This is a genomic window from Microbacterium sp. Y-01 (genome assembly GCF_003856715.1).
Lineage (GTDB): Bacteria > Actinomycetota > Actinomycetes > Actinomycetales > Microbacteriaceae > Microbacterium > Microbacterium algeriense.
In genome coordinates this window covers 1-18,622 of the sequence record NZ_CP024170.1, presented here as the reverse complement: position 1 = coordinate 18,622, position 18,622 = coordinate 1, and the positions used below count along the sequence as shown (strand labels likewise).

The 18,622-nt window shown below is 67.5% G+C and carries 17 protein-coding genes and 2 tRNA genes; 5 read left to right on the top strand and 14 right to left on the bottom strand.

Annotation, left to right across the window (positions count from 1 at the left end):
• Positions 1–8: 8 nt before the first annotated feature.
• A complete protein-coding gene (locus tag CSX12_RS00095; protein WP_124894431.1) occupies positions 9–566 on the bottom strand; it encodes a peptidylprolyl isomerase in 558 nt (185 codons plus the stop codon).
• Positions 567–713: 147 nt separating this feature from the next.
• Here CSX12_RS00095 and CSX12_RS00090 point away from each other — a divergent pair, with 147 nt between their 5' ends.
• Positions 714–1,220 carry a hypothetical protein gene (locus CSX12_RS00090; protein WP_017203868.1) on the top strand — a complete coding sequence of 169 codons (507 nt, stop codon included), beginning with the start codon at positions 714–716 and terminating at the stop codon, positions 1,218–1,220.
• Positions 1,221–1,276: 56 nt separating this feature from the next.
• Entirely contained in the window at positions 1,277–1,732 is a 456-nt protein-coding gene (locus tag CSX12_RS00085) for a YbaK/EbsC family protein (protein WP_026049930.1), read from the top strand.
• A gap of 72 nt (positions 1,733–1,804) precedes the next feature.
• Here the strand turns inward: CSX12_RS00085 and CSX12_RS00080 are convergent, their stop codons facing one another.
• The gene (locus CSX12_RS00080) at positions 1,805–2,227 is read right to left on the bottom strand and encodes an NUDIX hydrolase (RefSeq protein ID WP_017203866.1); all 423 of its coding nucleotides are present in this window, start codon (positions 2,225–2,227) and stop codon (positions 1,805–1,807) included.
• 180 nt (positions 2,228–2,407) lie between these two features.
• Here CSX12_RS00080 and CSX12_RS00075 point away from each other — a divergent pair, with 180 nt between their 5' ends.
• Positions 2,408–2,854 (top strand): hypothetical protein, encoded by a 447-nt coding sequence (locus CSX12_RS00075; protein WP_017203865.1) that lies wholly within the window; start codon positions 2,408–2,410, stop codon positions 2,852–2,854.
• A gap of 45 nt (positions 2,855–2,899) precedes the next feature.
• Positions 2,900–4,024, top strand: coding sequence for a Xaa-Pro peptidase family protein (locus CSX12_RS00070; RefSeq protein WP_124894430.1), 1,125 nt, complete (start codon positions 2,900–2,902; stop codon positions 4,022–4,024).
• A 122-nt stretch (positions 4,025–4,146) separates the two neighbouring features.
• Here the strand turns inward: CSX12_RS00070 and CSX12_RS00065 are convergent.
• The 5 genes from CSX12_RS00065 to CSX12_RS00045 all read right to left on the bottom strand — a co-directional run bounded on the left by CSX12_RS00065 (position 4,147) and on the right by CSX12_RS00045 (position 7,410).
• Positions 4,147–4,219: transfer RNA gene (locus tag CSX12_RS00065), tRNA-Ala, on the bottom strand.
• A 25-nt stretch (positions 4,220–4,244) separates the two neighbouring features.
• Positions 4,245–4,318 (bottom strand) — tRNA-Ile (locus CSX12_RS00060).
• A gap of 85 nt (positions 4,319–4,403) precedes the next feature.
• The gene (locus CSX12_RS00055) at positions 4,404–5,342 is read right to left on the bottom strand and encodes a DUF4097 domain-containing protein (protein WP_241160518.1); all 939 of its coding nucleotides are present in this window, start codon (positions 5,340–5,342) and stop codon (positions 4,404–4,406) included.
• Entirely contained in the window at positions 5,339–6,028 is a 690-nt protein-coding gene (locus CSX12_RS00050) for a response regulator transcription factor (RefSeq protein ID WP_017203862.1), read from the bottom strand. Before CSX12_RS00050 ends, CSX12_RS00055 begins: the two co-directional genes overlap by 4 nt.
• Positions 6,016–7,410 (bottom strand): histidine kinase, encoded by a 1,395-nt coding sequence (locus CSX12_RS00045; RefSeq protein ID WP_241160517.1) that lies wholly within the window; start codon positions 7,408–7,410, stop codon positions 6,016–6,018. The genes CSX12_RS00050 and CSX12_RS00045 overlap by 13 nt, the downstream gene beginning before the upstream one ends.
• A 125-nt stretch (positions 7,411–7,535) precedes the next feature.
• On the opposite strand from CSX12_RS00045, the gene CSX12_RS00040 reads away from it, so the two are divergent.
• Positions 7,536–8,246, top strand: a complete 711-nt coding sequence (locus tag CSX12_RS00040) for a VIT family protein (protein ID WP_026049929.1) — start codon at positions 7,536–7,538, stop codon at positions 8,244–8,246.
• 83 nt (positions 8,247–8,329) lie between these two features.
• Here CSX12_RS00040 and CSX12_RS00035 read toward each other — a convergent pair whose 3' ends face one another.
• The 7 genes from CSX12_RS00035 to dnaA all read right to left on the bottom strand — a co-directional run bounded on the left by CSX12_RS00035 (position 8,330) and on the right by dnaA (position 18,622).
• The gene (locus tag CSX12_RS00035) at positions 8,330–8,734 is read right to left on the bottom strand and encodes a DUF3566 domain-containing protein (protein ID WP_017203859.1); all 405 of its coding nucleotides are present in this window, start codon (positions 8,732–8,734) and stop codon (positions 8,330–8,332) included.
• Positions 8,731–11,283: a DNA gyrase subunit A gene (gene gyrA, locus CSX12_RS00030; protein WP_017203858.1), complete on the bottom strand. Its 2,553-nt coding sequence runs from the start codon at positions 11,281–11,283 to the stop codon at positions 8,731–8,733. The genes CSX12_RS00035 and gyrA overlap by 4 nt, the downstream gene beginning before the upstream one ends.
• 91 nt (positions 11,284–11,374) lie before the next feature.
• On the bottom strand, positions 11,375–13,465 hold the full coding sequence (gene gyrB / locus CSX12_RS00025; protein ID WP_124894429.1) for a DNA topoisomerase (ATP-hydrolyzing) subunit B: 2,091 nt from the start codon (positions 13,463–13,465) through the stop codon (positions 11,375–11,377).
• 118 nt (positions 13,466–13,583) lie between these two features.
• Positions 13,584–14,093 (bottom strand): DciA family protein, encoded by a 510-nt coding sequence (locus CSX12_RS00020; RefSeq protein ID WP_083513070.1) that lies wholly within the window; start codon positions 14,091–14,093, stop codon positions 13,584–13,586.
• Positions 14,080–15,384: a DNA replication/repair protein RecF gene (gene recF / locus CSX12_RS00015; RefSeq protein WP_124894428.1), complete on the bottom strand. Its 1,305-nt coding sequence runs from the start codon at positions 15,382–15,384 to the stop codon at positions 14,080–14,082. Before recF ends, CSX12_RS00020 begins: the two co-directional genes overlap by 14 nt.
• A 214-nt stretch (positions 15,385–15,598) precedes the next feature.
• On the bottom strand, positions 15,599–16,741 hold the full coding sequence (dnaN, locus tag CSX12_RS00010; protein ID WP_124894427.1) for a DNA polymerase III subunit beta: 1,143 nt from the start codon (positions 16,739–16,741) through the stop codon (positions 15,599–15,601).
• A gap of 489 nt (positions 16,742–17,230) precedes the next feature.
• Positions 17,231–18,622: a chromosomal replication initiator protein DnaA gene (gene dnaA / locus CSX12_RS00005; protein ID WP_017203853.1), complete on the bottom strand. Its 1,392-nt coding sequence runs from the start codon at positions 18,620–18,622 to the stop codon at positions 17,231–17,233.

The following is an 18,622-nucleotide window of genomic DNA, read 5'->3' as shown; positions in this document are numbered from 1 at the left end:
AGCTGTCGTCAGGCCGCGACGATGTCGATCGACTGCAGGACGACCGGCTCCACCGGGCGGTCGCCGGAACCCGTCTCGACGGCGCCGATCGCGTCGACGACGGCCTTGGAGGCGTCATCGGCGACCTCGCCGAAGATCGTGTGCTTGCCCTGCAGCCACGGCGTCGGGTCGGTGGTGATGAAGAACTGCGAGCCGTTGGTGCCCTCGGGCTTGCCCGTGATGGCGTTGCGGCGGAGGCCGGCGTTGGCCATCGCGAGGATGTACGGCTTGTTGAAGTCGAGCTCCATGTTGATCTCGTCGTCGAAGTTGTAGCCGGGGCCGCCGACGCCCTGTCCGAGCGGGTCGCCGCCCTGGATCATGAAGTTCGGGATGATGCGGTGGAAGATGACGTCCTTGTAGAGGGGTCCCTCGCCGGGCTTGCCCGTGGCGGGGTCGGTCCACTCCTGGGTGCCGTCGGCGAGGCCGACGAAGTTCTTGACCGTCTTCGGGGCGTGGTCTCCGAAGAGGTTGATGACGATGTCACCGTGGTTGGTGTGCAGGGTTGCGACGTGAGAAGCGTGAGCCATGCCCTCATTCTCGCAGAGCTTCCGGTGAGTTGGCCCGGTGCGTACATCCGATCGCACGATGACGCAAGGGTCGAGCGATTCCCTCCCGCCATCCAGCCTGCCGTGGCAAGATGGGGAACCCAGTACTCCAACGGACAGGAGAGCATCGTGAGCCTCAGCCGAAAGCGGAAGAAGCAACTTCGTCGTCTGCAGAAGGACGCGAACCGGCTCTGGGAGGACCAGCAGGTTGTCGTCGGACATGCCGCTGACGTCGCCCGCGAGGCAGGTCGTCAGCTCGGTAACTTCAACCGCGAGCAGGTGGTTCCGGTCGTTCAGGACACGTACAACCGCCGTGTCGCCCCGGTCGTCGACCGCGGGGTGAAGATGGGCAAGCACGTCGTGGACGACAAGGTCGTCCCGATCGTGGGGGGCGTGGTCGGCACCGCCCTGACCGCGTGGGACGTCGCGAACGCCAAGCGCTACGGCGTCGCGGCACCCGCACCGCGGGGAGCCTTCGGCAAGAAGCAGAAGAAGGGCCCGGGCCTCGGCTCGATCGTCGCCATCGTTCTCGGTGCTGCGGCCGCCGTCGGCGTGCTGTACGCCGCTTGGCAGGCGCTGCGTGCCGACGACGAGCTCTGGGTTGCGGACGACCCGCTCGCCGCGCCCGACGCGTGACCCCGTCTGACCTCGCCTCCGTCGCTTCGAGCGGCGGAGGCGATCAGCATGCCAGGGTGCGGGATGCCGCCGCGGCGCGTGGACTCGACATCGAGATCCGCGAGCGTCCTGCGGCCCGCAGCCTGTTCGAGGCCGCGGAGCTGCTCGGCATCGACCCGTCCGGGATCGTGAAGACGCTCGTCGTGAAGCGTTCCGACGACACCTACCTGTTCGCTCTCGTACCGGGTGGGCGGTCGATCTCCTGGCCGAAGCTCCGCGCCGTGGTCGGCGTCAACAAACTGCGCCTCCCGGAGCCGGAGCTGGCCCTGGCCGCGACGGGTTATGAGCGCGGCACGATCGTGCCGATCGGCAGCACCACGGACTGGCCCGTCTACGCGGACGAGACCATCGTGGGGCAGCGCATCGCGATGGGCGCCGGCGCACACGGGTACAGCCTGTTCGTGGACGCGGACGATCTGATCGCCGCGTACGGCGCCACCGTCGCCGACATCTCGGTCCCCGAAGAGCGCTGACCTCTTCGCCCTTCGACAAGCTCAGGGACCCACGGGGGTTTCGGCGGGCTCAGGGACCGACGGGGATGAGCGTCAGAGGAGGCCGGCCATCCTCATCGCGATGTCAACGAGCTTGACCCGCTGCAACTCGGCGACGGCCTTCCGGGGGAACCACTCCGCCATGTCCGTCGAGCCGTCGGTCTCGAAGCGGAGCCTGCCACCCGTCACCTCGGCCCGGTAGACGATGCGAAGCGTGTGCAGCGGCGCGGCCGCCTTCTGCACGCGCTGTCCCGCAGGGATGACGCGCGAATGGATGCCCAGGAGTTCGCCGACCTTGACCGTGTAGCCGGTCTCCTCGCGGAGCTCGCGACGCACCGCATCCTCCGGCGCCTCCCCGGGCTCGAGTCCTCCGCCCGGCATCGTCCAGGCCACCCGTCGGCCCTCCGTCCAGCGTGCCAGCAGCAGCCGTCCGTCGTCATCGGTGACGACCGCATACGCCGCGACACGCAGGTCCATGGCTCACACCCTATCCGTGCTCGACACCCCTGGATGACCGCGTGTCAGAGGGCCCGACTCCGACACGCACCGCACGCCGCGGCGTCCCGCAGGACATCGATCACAAATCGAGAAGCGCACGGACGCGCCCCCTCGTAATGTGATTCCCACACCGGCAGCACGTCGAGAGGAAACACCGTCATGGCCGAGAAAGAGAAGAACTTCACCGACGAGGAACGCGAGGCGATGCAGGCCGCCGCCAAGGAGGCACGCACGCGGCGCTCGCGAGCGAAGAAGTCGCCCGAGGAGCTGCGCGCGGCAGGGGAGGCCGACATCAAGGAGGCCATCGGCAAGCTCCCCGACGACGACAGGACGCTCGCGGAGAAGCTGCACGCGCTCGTCTCCGACGTCGCGCCGGACCTGGTGCCCCGCACCTACTACGGCATGCCCGCCTGGGGCCGCGACGGGAAGGTGCTGTGCTTCTTCCAGCCCGCCAGCAAGTTCAAGGTCCGCTACGGCACGTTCGGCTTCGAACCCCTCTCGAATCTCGACGACGGCACCGTGTGGCCCACCGCCTACGCCGTGACCGACCTGACGAAGAAGGACCTGGAGTTCCTCGCCGAGCGCCTCCGCCGCGCGATCAGCTGAGATCGGCAGGTGCCTCGGGGGCGGCCGCGCAGTAGCGTGGATCCCGTGAGCACACTTCCCTTCCCCGCCTCCGTGTACGCCGCCCGTCTCGCCCGAGCCGCGTCCCTCGCCGCGGAGTCCGGACTCGACGCCATCATCGTCGGTCCCGGCCCCGACCTGCAGTATCTGCTGGGCGTGGAAGGGGACACCATCGAGCGACTCACGGCGCTGATCCTGGGTCCGGCCCTGACGCCCACGGTCGTCGTCCCGCGGATGGAGCTCGCGAAGGTGCGCACGACCGCGGTGGGCGAGCTCGGCCTCGCGGTCGCGGACTGGGTCGACGGCGAGGATCCCTACGCTCTGGTCGCGGAAGCCGCCGGCGCGGTGTCGCGCGTCGGCGTCTCCGATGCGCTTCCCGCCCTGCACGTGATCCCCCTCGGCGGACGCCTCGGCGTGAACCTCGAGCTGGCCACCCCGGTGCTTCGCGAGGGCCGGATGATCAAGGATGCGGAGGAGATCGCGGAGCTCCGTAAGGCCGGCGAGGCCATCGACGCCGTGCACCGCCGTGTGCCGACGTGGCTCCGCGCCGGACGCACCGAGCGCGAGATCGCGGCCGACATCGCCGAGGCCATCGTCGCCGAGGGACACCGCACGGTCGAGTTCGTGATCGTGGGGTCGGGGCCGAACGGCGCCGACCCGCACCACGAGGTCTCCGATCGTCTGATCGAAGAGGGCGACGTCGTCGTGGTCGACATCGGCGGCGCGGTGCCCAGCGGCTACAACTCCGACAGCACCAGAACCTACGTCGTGGGCACTCCCGACCCGGCAGCCGCCGAACGCATCGCCGTGCTCGTGCGGGCGCAGCAGGCAGCGGTGGACGCCGTGCGCCCGGGAGCGACCGCGGCCGAAGTCGACGCCGCGGCGCGCTCCGTCCTCGCCGATGCGGGTCTGGGTGGGGCGTTCCTGCACCGGACGGGCCATGGCATCGGCGTCTCCGTGCACGAGGAGCCCTACATCGCGCCGGGCAATGACCTGGTCCTCCGGGAGGGGATGGCGTTCAGTATCGAGCCCGGCATCTACTTCGACGGCGCCTGGGGTGCCCGCATCGAGGACATCGTCGTCGTCACGGCGGACGGCGGCGAGCGCCTGAATGTCGCCCCGCACGAGCTGGTGTCGGTGGGTGACCGCTGAGTCGCGCGCGCCTTCTGCATCCGGGATGGCCCGATCCGGCGTGCCCGGCGTCCGGGACGAGACGACAGGAGCGCTCCGGACGGAAGAAGCCCCCGGCAGCGGCCAGGGGCTTCTCGATCCTGTGGAGCCTAGGAGATTCGAACTCCTGACATCCTGCTTGCAAAGCAGGCGCTCTACCAACTGAGCTAAGGCCCCGTAAGGGATTTCTTGAGTTAAGGAGTGGGGCTACCAGGACTTGAACCTGGGACCTCTTCATTATCAGTGAAGCGCTCTAACCGCCTGAGCTATAGCCCCGTCAACCTCCAAGACTTTACCGGAGAATCACGGAAAATCCGAATCGAGGGCGAGGACCCCGAAGAGCCCTCGCCCTCGACCGTCCTCAGCGCCCCGGTCGGAGGGTCGCAGTGCCCGCGGCGAGGGTGACGTCGATCATCCTCGTGGAGCCGGCGTCCTCCTGGACCTTGGTGTTCAGGGTGCCCGCGCTGACGTCCTGGGCGATCGCGTACCCGACGTCCGGCAGGGTCAGATCCAACGACCCGGCGCTCACGTCGATGGTCGTCTGCGTCGGCGGCGTGCCGGTCAGCTCGATGGTGAGATTGCCCGCGGACACCCCCAGGTCGGCGGTGCCGACGCCGTCCAGCAGGAGGTCCGCCCGCCCCGCGCTCATCTGCACGTCGAGCTCGTCCGCCGCGCCTTCCACGTCGAGCGCTCCGGCGTTCACCGTGAGCTCCAGCACCCCGTAGTCGCCCACGACGTCCAGGCTGCCGGCGTCCAGCTTCAGATCCGCATCGAGCCCGGCGTCCCGCAGGTTCTCCGGGAGCGTGAGCACGGCGATCTCCTCGTCGCCGAACCAGTTGCCGAACCACCACCCGAACGCCCCTCGGGGGCTTCGCACGACGAGCTCATCGCCGTCGCGTTCGAAGGTCCACGCGGTGCCGCGGCCGTTGGTGACCGACAGCTCCGCCTCGTCCACATCCCCGAACTCGACCCGCATGCTGCTGGCATCCGCGTCGAGGTCGATCGCTTCGATGCCTTCGACCGCTGCCGTCTGCACCGAATCGGCTCGGCTCGACGACAGGAGATTTCCGGTCGCGGCGACCGCGGCGGTTCCCCCGGCGCCGAGCAGGGCGATCCCGCCGACCACGGCGGTCACGACCATGATGGCGGTGGCGCCGGACGAACGCCCGCCCTGGCTGGGGGGAGGCACCTGAGGGCCGTGCGGTGCCGACATGTGGGGTGGGCCGGCCGGCGGCGGAGTGGCGGGCGGTGGGGTGAGCGGGGTGTGCTCGCCCTGGACGCTGTTGTCTTCGGTGGTCATCGTGCCACTCCTGTCTGGCCGGTCGGCGGCGTCGGGCCGCCGTTGTTCTCGATGTGGGCGAGGGCCGCGAGCACACGCCGGTTGCCCGACTCGTCCTGCTCGAAGCCCAGCTTCTGGAAGATGGACGTGATGTGCTTCTCGACGCTGGCCTCCGAGAGGAACAGCAGCGCGGCGATCGCCTGATTCGACTTGCCCTCGGCGATCAGCGCGAGCACGGTGCGCTCCCTCTCGGTGAGGCTCAGCATCCGGTCGTCCCGGTTGCGGCGCGTGAGCAGCTGCGCCACCACCTCGGGATCGAGCACGGTCGCACCCTCCGAGATCCGCTGCACCGAGGCGAGGAACTCGGAGACGTCGGCGACGCGATCCTTCAGCAGATAACCGAGAGGTCCGCCCTGCGCGGCGATCAGATCGGATGCGTACCGCTCCTCCACGTATTGCGAGAGCACGAGGATCGCGAGCGAAGGATGGGTCGACCGCAGACGGAGCGCGGCGCGGATGCCTTCGTCGGTGAACGTCGGCGGGAGGCGCACGTCGAGGATGCAGAGATCGGGCGCCGTGTCGACGACCGCGGCGTCGAGTCCGTGGGTGTCGGGGAGAGCGGCGACCACCGTGTGGCCGGCGTCCTCGAGCAGACGGACGAGACCTTCGCGGAGGAGGACCGAGTCCTCGCAGATCAGGATGCGCATGGGACGTTCACCTCCAGGCTGGTCGGTCCGCCTTGCGGGCTGTCGAGCCGGAAGGTCCCACCGGCGGCGAGGATGCGGTTTGCGATGCCGTCGAGACCGCCGCCGGGCTGCACCTGAGCGCCGCCGATCCCGTTGTCCTCCACCCGGGCCCAGAGGATGTTCCCCTCGCGGAGCCGCACCGTGACACGGACCTCACTGGCGCGCGAGTGCTTCGCGGCGTTGGTCAGGGATTCTGCGATCGAGAAGTACACGGCCGCCTCGGCCTCCCGTCCCGGGCGAGTCGGAGCATGGGCCCCTGAGCCTGTCGAAGCATGGGTCCCTGAGCCTGTCGAAGCATGGGTCCCTGAGCCTGTCGAAGCATGGGTCCCTGAGCCTGTCGAAGCATGGGTCCCTGAGCCTGCCGAAGGGTCCATCCGCACGTCGAGATGCACCGGGATGTGCGAGCGCCCGGCGAGCGCCGACAGCGCAGCGTCCAAGCCGCGGTCATCGAGCACGGACGCGTGGATGCCCCGGGCGAGCTGGCGCAGCTCGGTGATCGCCGCCTTGGTGGAGGTGTGCGCTTCATTGATGAGCTCCTTCGCGGCGTCCGGGTCGTTGTCGATCTTCTGCTGAGCGAGACCGAGCGTCATCCCGACGGAGACCAGCCGCGGCTGCACGCCGTCGTGCAGGTCGCGCTCGATGCGGGTGCGCTCCACGTCGGCGGCGCGGACCGCTCCCTCGCGCTGGGCGGTGGACGTGCGGACGCGCTCCGTGAGTTCCGTCTCCTTGCTGCGGATCACGATGGCCAGCGACAGCGTCCGGTGCAGCAGCGCGAGCCCCAGCATGCCGGCGAGGCAGGCGGCGATGCCGAGGATGCCGACCAGGGGCGCCCACGCCACGGCGATGCCGCCACCGCCGAACGGCCCGATCACCGCGTCTGCGTCGGTCAGCGGCGCGAACGAGATGAAGATCGACCACACAAGCCCCCAGAAGAGGCGCAGGACGATGAAGCCGAGCAGTGCGGAGATGGCGAAGTTGGCGACGGCGCGCCACATGCGTCCGTCGATCGCCTGGCGTCCGAGTGAGCGGAGCCATCCGCCGAACCCCGGGCGGTCGCGGGGCTGCGGCCGCAGCGGGGCGATCGGCGTGCGATACAGCGCGCCGACGCGGGCGATCTCGAACCAGCCCAGCCCGTACAGCGCGTAGACGAGGCCCACGAGGAGGACCAGGCCGATCCCCGCGACGAAGAGGAGGCCGAGCCCGGTACCGAGGAGTCCGCCGAGCATGCCGAAGATGGCACCACCGAGGATGCCGACGCCCGCCAGATGCAGGATCGTGAGGAAGATGCGCAACGGCGGCTTCACCGCCGTGACGGGAGCCGGGGTCGCAGTCTGAGTGGTCATGCCTCCACGGTACGGGCGCGCGGGTCCGCCGGACACCGAGCCAACCGGACACTCCGCTTCGGGTTTTCCGTAACGACTCGTGGGTACTTCCCGCCGCGGAGACCTCCGTCTGCTTCACTGAGGGCATGACAGCCCATGCAGATGAACCTCATGGCGCGGGACTCGGCCAGCGTCTCAACTGGCTGCGAGCGGGAGTGCTCGGGGCGAACGACGGCATCGTCTCCGTCGCCTCCCTGGTCGTGGGTGTCGCCGGCGCCACGACGGACAGTGCCGCCCTGCTCACTGCGGGCATCGCGGGACTCGTCGGCGGTGCGATATCCATGGCCCTCGGCGAATATGTGTCGGTGAGCAGTCAGCGTGACAGCGAACGCGCCCTCATCGCGAAGGAGCGGGAGGAGCTGCGGACGATGCCCGAGGTCGAGCTCGCCGAACTCGCGCAGCTGTACCGTGACCGCGGACTCTCCGAGGAGACCGCGCGGCGCGTCGCGGAGGAGCTGACCTCTCACGACGCCCTGGCGGCGCACCTGGAGGTCGAGCTCGGCATCGATCAGGACGATCTCGTCAATCCGTGGCATGCCGCCGTGTCCTCCGCGGTGGCCTTCACGCTCGGCGCGCTGCTGCCGCTTCTCGCGATCCTGCTTCCGCCGCCGGACTGGCGCGTGCCGGTGACCTTCGTCGCGGTGCTCATCGCCCTCGCCGTGACCGGGGCGGTGTCGGCGCGGATCGGAGGGTCTGCGCCGGTGCGCGCATCGATCCGTCTGGTCGTCGGCGGCGCCCTCGCGTTGGCCGCGACCTGGCTCATCGGCACCCTGCTCGGCACCACAGGAGTCGTGTAGTCCCGGTGCCGCGGCGGGGACGACGAAGGGCGGGTGCCGCAGCACCCGCCCTTCGTGAATCCGCTCCGGAGATCGCCGCCGGATCAGTTCGACATGAAGCCGACGAGCAGGCCGCCGGTCACCTTCACCGCGAGGTTGTAGATGCCCGCGACCACGGCACCGAGCACCGTGAAGACGATCAGGTTCAGGATCGCCACCACCGCGGCGAACGCCATCACCTGCGGCAGACCCACGACCTCGGAGAGGACGAAGGCGTTGTCGGTGATCCCGAGCAGGAAGCTCTCCGCCGTGGTCATGATGTTCGTCGCCTGGAACACCAGGAAGATGAGGAAGAACGACACCATGGTGACGACGGCGAGAGCGACGGCTCCGAGGAACGAGAGCTTCACGGCCGACCAGAAGTCCACGTAGACCAGACGGAGTCGGACCTGCTTGCCCCCGGTCTTCCGTGTCGACTTCTTCGCCAGCTTGTCGGCAACTGTACTCATGCGTCTGTGTCCTCAGGGGTCTCTGTCGTCTGGGGGGCCTCGGATTCCGCGTCCGCCTCAGCCTCGTCTTCAGCGAGACCGCGCTCACCGTTGCGGGCGATGGCGAGGATGCGATCGGCCTCCGTCGTGCGGGCGAACACCACTCCCATGGTGTCGCGACCCTTGGCGGGGACCTCGGCCACGGCAGAGCGTACCACCTTGCCGCTGGACAGAACCACCAAGACCTCGTCGTCCTCGGAGACGATCAGACCCCCCGCGAGAGTGCCCCGATCGTCGTTCAGCTTGGCGACCTTGATGCCTGTTCCACCGCGACCCTGGACACGGTATTCCTCGACCGCGGTGCGCTTGGCGTAGCCGCCGTCGGTGACGACGAACACGAACTTGCCTGGCGCCGCGACCGACGCCGAGAGCAGGCAGTCCTCGTCGATCTTGAACTTCATGCCGCGCACACCGGCCGTCGCGCGACCCATCGGGCGCAGAGCCTCATCCGTCGCCTCGAAGCGCACCGACATGCCGCGGCGGCTGATGAGCAGGATGTCGTCCTCGGCGTTGACCAGGAGCGCACTGACCAGCTCGTCGTCCTCGTTCAGACGGATCGCGATCACGCCGCCCTGACGGTTCGTGTCGTAGTTGTCCAGACGGGTCTTCTTCACCAGGCCTTCGCGGGTGGCCAGCACCAGGTAGTCCGCCACCGCGTAGTCGCGGATGTCGAGGACCTGCGCGATGCTCTCGTCCGGCTGCAGAGCGAGGAGGTTCGCGACGTGCGTGCCCTTCGCGTCCCGTCCGGCCTCCGGCACCTCATAGGTCTTCGCGCGGTACACGCGGCCCTTGTCGGTGAAGAACAGCAGCCAGTGGTGCGTGGTCGTGACGAAGAAGTGCTCGACGATGTCGTCGGCACGCAGCTGCGCGCCCTTCACTCCCTTGCCGCCGCGGTGCTGGGAGCGGTAGTTGTCGCTGCGCGTGCGCTTGATGTAGCCCTCACGCGTGACGGTGACGACCATCTCCTCCTCGGCGATGAGGTCTTCCATCGACACGTCGCCGTCGAAGCCGTGCAGGATGTGCGTGCGCCGCTCGTCGCCGAACTTGTCGACGATGCCCGTCAGCTCCTCGCGGATGATCGTGCGCTGACGACCCTCGTCGGCGAGGATCGCCTTGTAGTCGGTGATGAGTGCTTCGAGCTCGTTCGCCTGATCGATGATCCGCTGGCGCTCGAGGGCGGCCAGTCGACGCAGCTGCATCTGCAGGATGGCATCGGCCTGGATCTCGTCGATGTCGAGGAGCTTCTGCAGTCCTTCGTTCGCATCCGCTGTGGTCTGCGAGCGCCGGATCAGGGCGATGACCTCGTCGAGCGCGTCGAGCGCCTTCAGGTAGCCACGCAGGATGTGCATCCGCTTCTCGGCCTCGGCCAGGCGGAACTGCGTGCGCCGGACGATCACGTCGATCTGGTGCGCGATCCAGTGCGAGATGAAGCCGTCGATCGCGAGCGTGCGCGGAACGCCGTCGACGATCGCGAGCATGTTCGCGCCGAAGTTCTCCTGCAGCTGCGTGTGCTTGTACAGGTTGTTCAGCACGACCTTCGCGACCGCGTCGCGCTTGAGCACGACGACCAGGCGCTGACCCGTGCGGTCGGACGACTCGTCACGGATGTCCGCGATACCGGTGATCTTGCCGTCACGGGCGAGGTCGCCGATCTTCACGGCGACGTTGTCCGGGTTCACCTGGTACGGCAGCTCCGTGATGACCAGGCAGGTCCGGCCCTGGATCTCCTCGACGTTCACGACGGCGCGCATCGTGATCGAGCCGCGGCCCGTCCGGTACGCCTCGTGGATGCCCTTGGTGCCCAGGATCTGCGCGCCCGTCGGGAAGTCCGGACCGGGGATGCGCTGGATCAGTCCGTCGAGCAGCTCCTCGCGGGAGATCTCCGGGTTGTCGAGGGCCCAGAGCGCGGCGTCGGAGACTTCGCGGAGGTTGTGCGGGGGGATGTTCGTGGCCATGCCGACCGCGATGCCGACCGATCCGTTGACGAGCAGGTTCGGGAAGCGGGCCGGGAGGACCGTCGGCTCCTGCGTCTGACCGTCGTAGTTGTCGGTGAAGTCGACCGTGTCCTCTTCGATGTCGCGCACCATCTCGAGCGCGAGCGGGGCCATCTTGGTCTCGGTGTATCGCGGGGCGGCCGCACCCATGTTGCCGGGGGAGCCGAAGTTGCCCTGACCGAGAGCCAGCGGATACCGCAGCGACCACGGCTGCACCAGACGGACGAGGGCGTCGTAGATCGCCGAGTCGCCGTGCGGGTGGTACTGGCCCATGACCTCGCCGACCACACGGGCGCACTTCGAGAACGACTTGTCGGGACGGAACCCGCCGTCGTACATGCCGTAGATCACGCGACGGTGCACCGGCTTCAGGCCATCGCGGACGTCGGGGAGCGCGCGACCGACGATGACGGCCATCGCGTAGTCGAGGTAGCTGCGCTGCATCTCCGACTGCAGGTCGACCTGATCGATCTTGCCGTGATCGTGTTCCAGCTCGGGGCGTTCTTCGTCAGTCATGTCTTTTCGATTCCGGTCGTTCAGTTCTGGGTCGCTGAGCTTGTCGAAGCGTCTGGGTGCCCTTCGACAAGCTCAGGGACCCAATAATGGATCAGATGTCGAGGAAGCGGACGTCCTTGGCGTTGCGCTGGATGAAGCTGCGTCGCGACTCGACGTCCTCACCCATCAGCACGCTGAAGATCTCGTCGGCCGCGGCCGCGTCCTCGATGGTGATCTGCTGGAGCGTGCGCGTGGTGTGGTCCATCGTCGTCTCCCACAGCTCCTTCGGGTTCATCTCGCCGAGACCCTTGTAGCGCTGGATGCCGGCATCCTTCGGGATCCGCTTGCCGTTCTCCAGACCGTGCTTGAGCAGCGCGTCGCGCTCGGCGTCGCTGAACACGTACTCGTGTGCCGAGTTCGACCACTTCAGCCGGTAGAGCGGCGGCATCGCCAGGTAGACGAAGCCGGCCTCGATCAGGCCGCGCATGTAGCGGAACAGCAGCGTCAGCAGCAGCGTGGTGATGTGCTGGCCGTCGACGTCGGCATCCGCCATCAGCACGATCTTGTGATAGCGCGCCTTCTCGATGTCGAACTCTTCGCCGATGCCCGTGCCGAAGGCCTGGATCATCGCCTGGACTTCCTTGTTACCCAAAGCCTTGTCGAGACGTGCACGCTCCACGTTGAGGATCTTGCCGCGCAGCGCGAGGATCGCCTGGGTGTGCGGGTCGCGCCCCTGCACGGCCGAACCGCCGGCGGAGTCACCCTCCACCAGGAAGATCTCGCTGATCGACGGATCCTTGCTCGTGCAGTCCTTGAGCTTGTCCGGCATGGCCGCCGACTCGAAGACGCTCTTGCGCCGCGCGGTCTCCCGGGCCTTGCGCGCGGCGAGACGGGCGGTGGCCGCGTCGATCGCCTTGCGGATGATGTTCTTCGCCTGGTTCGGGTTGCGATCGAACCAGTCGCCGAGCTGATCGCCGACGACCTTCTGCACGAACGCCTTCGCCTCGGTGTTGCCGAGCTTCGTCTTGGTCTGCCCCTCGAACTGGGGCTCGCCGAGCTTGATCGAGATGACGGCCGTCAGTCCCTCGCGCACGTCGTCGCCGGAGAGGTTGTCGTCCTTCTCCTTGAGCAGGTTGTTCGCGCGGGCGTACTTGTTCACGAGAGTGGTCAGCGCCGCGCGGAAGCCCTCCTCGTGGGTGCCTCCCTCGTGCGTGTTGATCGTGTTGGCGTAGGTGAACACGTTCTCGGTGTACGAGGTGGTCCACTGCATCGCGACCTCGAGCGAGATCTTCCGCTCGGTGTCCTCGGACTCGAACGCGATGATCTCGTCGTTCACGACCTCGGCATGGCGGACCTTGTTGAGGTACTCGACGTAGTCGACGAGGCCGCGCTCGTAGAAGAACACGTCGCTCGGCTGGCGGGTGACGGTCGCGCCGTCCTCCTCCACCTCGTAGGCCGAGGACTCCCGCTCGTCCTTCAGCTCGATGCGCAGCCCCTTGTTGAGGAACGCCATCTGCTGGAAGCGGGTGCGCAGCGTGTCGTAGTCGAACTCGATGGTCTCGGTGAAGATCTGCGCGTCCGGCCAGAACGTGATGCTCGTTCCGGTCTCGTCGGTCTCCTCGCCCTTCTCGAGCTTCTGCTGCGGGATGCCGCCGTCGGCGAAGCTGTGCCGCCAGACGAAGCCCTTCTGCTTGACCTCGACGTCGAAACGTGTGGAGAGCGCGTTCACGACCGACGAGCCCACACCGTGCAGACCGCCGGAGACCGCGTAGGCGCCGCCGCCGAACTTGCCGCCGGCGTGCAGGATCGTCAGCACGACCTCGACCGTGGACTTGTTCGGGTCGGAGGAGTGCGGATCGACGGGGATGCCACGGCCGTTGTCCACCACGCGGACCCCGCCGTCGGCGAGCATCGTCACCAGGATCGTGTCGGCGTACCCCGCGAGGGCCTCGTCGACCGAGTTGTCGACGATCTCGTATACGAGGTGGTGCAGACCGCGCGGACCCGTGGAGCCGATGTACATGCCGGGCCGCTTGCGAACCGCCTCGAGTCCTTCGAGGATCTGGATCGAGTCCGCACCGTACTCACCGGGCTGCTTCTTCTTCGCCGACGCCTGTGGAGTCTCGTTCCCTGCGTCCGTCGAAGGGTCGGGGGTGCCCCCGGTGGTCGATTCCGTCTCGTCAGCAGGGAATTCAGGCGTCATCAGAGGGCATTCTCCACATCGATATCACGAACTCCCATTCTAGCGGGGTTTCGTCGTGAAATGCCGCTCAACGGCCGCGTGTGGCCCTCTGAGCCTTCTTGACCCCTTGCATGGTGCCCTACCCGTAGGTATCGCGCGGGCCCCGTCCTGGAACGGCTCTGGGGCCCCATTTCCACGAGGGGACGTCCGGTCCGATGAAGCGAAGGTTCTCCACACCCGCGTCCGGATAACGCCGACCGATCTCCGTCAGGATGGTCCCGCGCATGAACTGGAGGTTCTTCGCCCAGGCCGTCGAATCGCACTTCACGGTGAGCAATCCCCGCTCCAGCGAGACCGGCTCGGAGTGCTTCGCGGTGTCGGCGCCCGCGAGATCCGCCCACTGGCGCACGAGGTCCTCGCGGGCGAGGGTGGTCTGCCAGCCGGAATCCCGACTGAGCCGATCGAGGACGTCGCCCAGCGTTCCGGGGTCGCGGCCCGGCGTGAACGGAGCGTTGTCGTCATCGACCGTGATGCGCCGCTTGCGCTTCCAGCTCGTGGAGCTCGGCTTCAGGCCACGAAGCCGCAGATAGGTGGCGACGGTCTCCGGAACCTCCGCCGCCGGAGCGGGGACGGTGTCACTCATCGTCATCCTCCCCCTCCGTCGCTGATCCCTGCGCTTCCGCCCTGGGTCCCTGCGCTTCCGCCTTGGGTCCCTGCGCTTCCGCCCTGGGTCCCTGCATTTCCGCCCTGGGTCCCGGAGCCTGTCGAAGGGCTCGGTCGTCACTGATCGTGCCGGCACTGATGTGCACCACGTGCGCATGCAGCACCGCGGGGATATCCTCCTCCACCGCTGCCGTCACCACCACCTGCTCATAACCGGCCGTCAGTGCGGCCAGGCGCTGACGCCGATCCGCATCCAGCTCCGCGAACACGTCGTCGAGGATCAGCACCGGGTCGCCCGCCGGCGACTCGCTGCGCAACAGCTCGGCCGAAGCCAGCCGCAGCGCGAGCGCCACCGACCACGACTCTCCGTGCGACGCATACCCCTTCACAGGGAGGTCGCGCACGCGGAGCACCAGGTCGTCGCGGTGCGGTCCGGTGAGCGTGAGTCCGCGGTCGAGTTCGTTCGACCGCTTCGCCGCGAGAGACGCTCGGAACATCTCCGCGATCCGTGCCGTGTCACCCAACGGCGCACCCGCGATCTCCTCGGAGTCGCCGCCGTCCTCCTCTTCCGGATCACCGCCGTCGACCGACAGCGCCCACTCGAGCCTCGGCCGGTGGTCGGCGCCGGCGATCGCCTCGTATGCATCGGCGACCGGCTGCTGCAGATCCGCCGCGAGCCGCTGCCGGGCGGTGATGATCTCCGAACCGAGTGCGACGAGCTTGTCGTCCCAGACATCGAGAGTGCTCAGAGCCTCGCCGCGGATACCGCGAGCACGGGCCGATTTCAGCAGCGCGTTGCGCTGCTTCAGCACACGGTCGTAATCGGCGAGCACCGATGCCATCCGCGGGGTGCGCTGGATGAGGAGCTGGTCTGCGAAACGACGGCGAGCGGACGGATCCCCCCGCACGATCTGCAGATCCTCGGGCGCGAACAACACCACGTGGGCATAGCGCGGCAGCTCATTCGGCTTCGACGGCGAACCGTTGATGCGCGCCTTGTTCGACCCCTGCCTGTTCACCTGCACCTCGGCCAGGACCCGACGCTCGCCGTGCGAGAGGCGCGCGCGGATCACCGCGAACTCCTGCCCGTCGCGCACCATGGGCGCATCCGAGGAGACGCGATGCGACCCGAGGGTCGCGAGGAAGACGACCGCCTCCGCGAGATTGGTCTTGCCCTGACCGTTGCGACCGACGAGAACGTTGGGACCGCGGTGCAGGGCGAGCTCGGCGGTCGCGTAATTGCGGAAATCGACCAGACTCAGGTGCTCCACAATCACGGAGTCAGCCTACCTTCGGGGTCTGACAGTTGATTCTGTTCGTGGGCCGCGTGGTTTCGGGAGATGTGGTGCCCCCTTCCTTCGCAGAGCGGGTTCCCTCCCGCTTCGCGGGTCCCTCCCGATGCTCAGTCCGGGAGCACCACATCTCCCGAAGGTTTCTCCATCAGAGTCGGCGTGCCGGCTGATCCGGGAACGCTTCGGGCGGGGGCGGGGATCAGCGGAGGAGGAGGTTCGGCTGCAGCAGGTACTTGAACGAGTCGAGGCCGGCCTGATCGACCGAGGTCTGGCTCGTGATCAGGACCGGGCTCAGCTTGTTGGCGTTGTCGCTCGACGTGAACGTCACCCGCACGAACTCGCTCCGCACCGCACCGAGAGCCTCGATGAGATACTGCGGGTTCAGACCGAGAGTCACCTCGTCACCGCCCGACAGGATCGCGTCGACCGACTCGGATGCACGAGCGTGGTCTCCACCGGAGGCGTCCATCGTGACGCTGTCGTTCGAGAACGTGAAACGCAGCGGAGCGGCACGATCGAGAACGAGGGACACGCGTCGCACGGCCTCGACCAGATCGGCGGTGTTGACGACCGCGTAGTGGTCGGTCTGCTCGGGGAACAACCGGCGCACCGGCGGGAAGTTGCCCTTGATCAGCAGTGACGTCACCGTCTTGTTGCCCGCGGTGAACGCGATGATCTCGCGGTCACCCGCTCCGGAGAACGCGACCTGGATCGTGCCCGCGTGTCCGAAGGTCTTGCCGACCTCGAGCAGAGTGCGCGCCGGCACGAGGGCGGTGGCCTCGACAGCCTCGCCGTCCCACGGCACATCGCGCAGCGAGACACGGTAGCGGTCGGTGGCGACCAGGCTCAGCGTGTGACCGGAGACCTCGAGCTGCACACCGGTCAGCACCGGGGTCACGTCATCGCGGGAGGCGGCGAAGCCCACCTGGGCGATCGCGGTGCCGAAGTCGTCGGCGGGAACGACGCCGGAGGAGCCGGTGACCTCGGGGATCGACGGGTATTCCTCGACCGGCATGGCCGCGAGAGTGAATCGGGCGGAGCCGCAGGTGACCGCGATCCCGCCGTCGTCCTCGACGGCGATCTCGATCGGTGCGTTCGGAAGCCGGCTCGCGATGTCGGAGAGAAGGCGGCCGTGGACCAGGATCGTGCCCGGTGTCTCGACGGTCGCCTCGATGGTGGTGCGTGCCGAAGCCTCGTAGTCGAACGCCGACAGGGTGAGTCCGGAACCGTCCGCCTCGATCAGGACTCCGGCGAGGATCGGCTGCGGATTGCGCTGCGGGAGGAGCTTGACGACGAAGGACACTGCCTCGCTGAAGACATCGCGGTTGACCTGAAACCTCACGGGTGCTCCCTTGTCGTCGAACTGTGACGCGTTGTCGTCGGCCCTGCCGGTGCAGGGCTTCCCATGCTAGCCCCACAGTCCGCGGTATCCCTACGCCGAGGTTCCTGTCATCCGTCCCGCCGTTCTCCCCACCGTCTGGTGATCGGATCGCGCCTTGAATGACTTAACTCCTTAACGGTGTTAACACCTGTGGATACTGTGGATAAGTCGGTGGATAGCAAGAGCGAGTAAGGAACTACACGCTTGTCAGTTGTGGAATCCCTGAGGAATCCGCGGGTGGGGCGTCTTCGCCGCGACGCGGGTCTCCCCGTAGTTATCCACAGGTTTGGCCCCTGAGCTCACATTCGTCCCGACCTGATCCGGCGTCATCCACAAGTTATCCACATGTGCATAGAGGCATTTATCGCACGCGGAAACCGCGTGTCAAGCACGGAGAAGGGGCACGGTTTCCTCGCGGATACCGTGCCCCTGTCGGCCGAACGCCGCTGATCAGCGGCGGCCGAGCTGCGTCGTGATCTCGGTGACCTGGTTGTAGATCGAGCGACGCTCCTTCATGAGCTCGCTGATCTTCTTGTACGCGTACATCACGGTGGTGTGGTCGCGATTGCCGAACAGCTGGCCGATCTTCGGCAGCGACAGGCTGGTCCGCTCGCGGCACAGATACATCGCGATCTGCCGTGCGGTGGCGATCTGCTGCGAACGGCTGGATCCGTAGAGGTCGTCGACCGTCAGCTTGAAGTACTGCGCCGTCGCCGTGATGATGTCGGTCGGCGAGATGATGTTGTCCTCGGCCGTGTCGACGATGTCACGCAGCACCGTCTGGGCGAGGGAGATGTCGAGCGCCGATCGGTTCAGACTCGCGAAGGCGGAGACGCGGATCAGCGCGCCTTCCAGCTCGCGGATGTTGGACGAGACGACCGTGGCGATGTACTCGAGCACCTCGTCCGGGATGTGCAGCGCCTCGCTCTGCGCCTTCTTACGCAGGATCGCGATACGCGTCTCGAGGTCGGGCGCCTGCACGTCGGTGATCAGACCCCATTCGAAGCGGCTGCGCATCCGGTCCTCGAAACCGGTCAGATGCTTCGGCGCCACGTCGCTGGTGATGACCACCTGCTTGTTGTGGTCGTGCAGGGTGTTGAACGTGTGGAAGAAGGCCTCCTGCGTCTCGGCCCGCCCCTGCAGGAACTGGATGTCGTCGATCAGGAGGATGTCGACGTCGCGGTATCGGGCCTGGAACGCGGCGCCGCGGTTGTTGGCGATCGAGTTGATGAAGTCGTTCGTGAACTCCTCGCTCGAGACGTAGCGCACCTTGACCCCGGCATACAGGGACTGGGCGTAGTCGCCGATGGCGTGGAGGAGGTGGGTCTTGCCCAGTCCGGAGTCGCCGTAGATGAAGAGCGGGTTGTAGGCCTTGGCCGGCGCCTCGGCCACAGCCACCGCTGCGGCGTGCGCGAAGCGGTTGGACTGGCCGATGACGAAGTTGTCGAACGTGTACTTGGGGTTGAGTCGCGATTCATGGCGCAGCTGGGTGGGCTGCTCCATCGGGGACTCCACACGCGGCTGCTCGGTTCGTCCGAAGTCGCCGACGGCGATCGGCGCGGTCTGCTGCTCGGCGAGTTCGTGATTCACCACGACCCGGTACGAGGTGACCTCGTCGCCGACATGCGCCAGCGCCTCCATGATCGGCAGCCGCAGGCGCTTGTTGATCTGCGCGGCGGTCAGATCGTTGGGAACCTCGAGATACAGCGTGGCGGACATGACGCCGGCCGGAACGGCGAGACTCAGGAAGCCCTGGAGCTGGGGCGTGACGCGGTCGTCGTCGACCAGAAGCTCCTGCACCGTGGTCCAGATGGGGACGTCGGGCTGGGCAGGTGATGACAT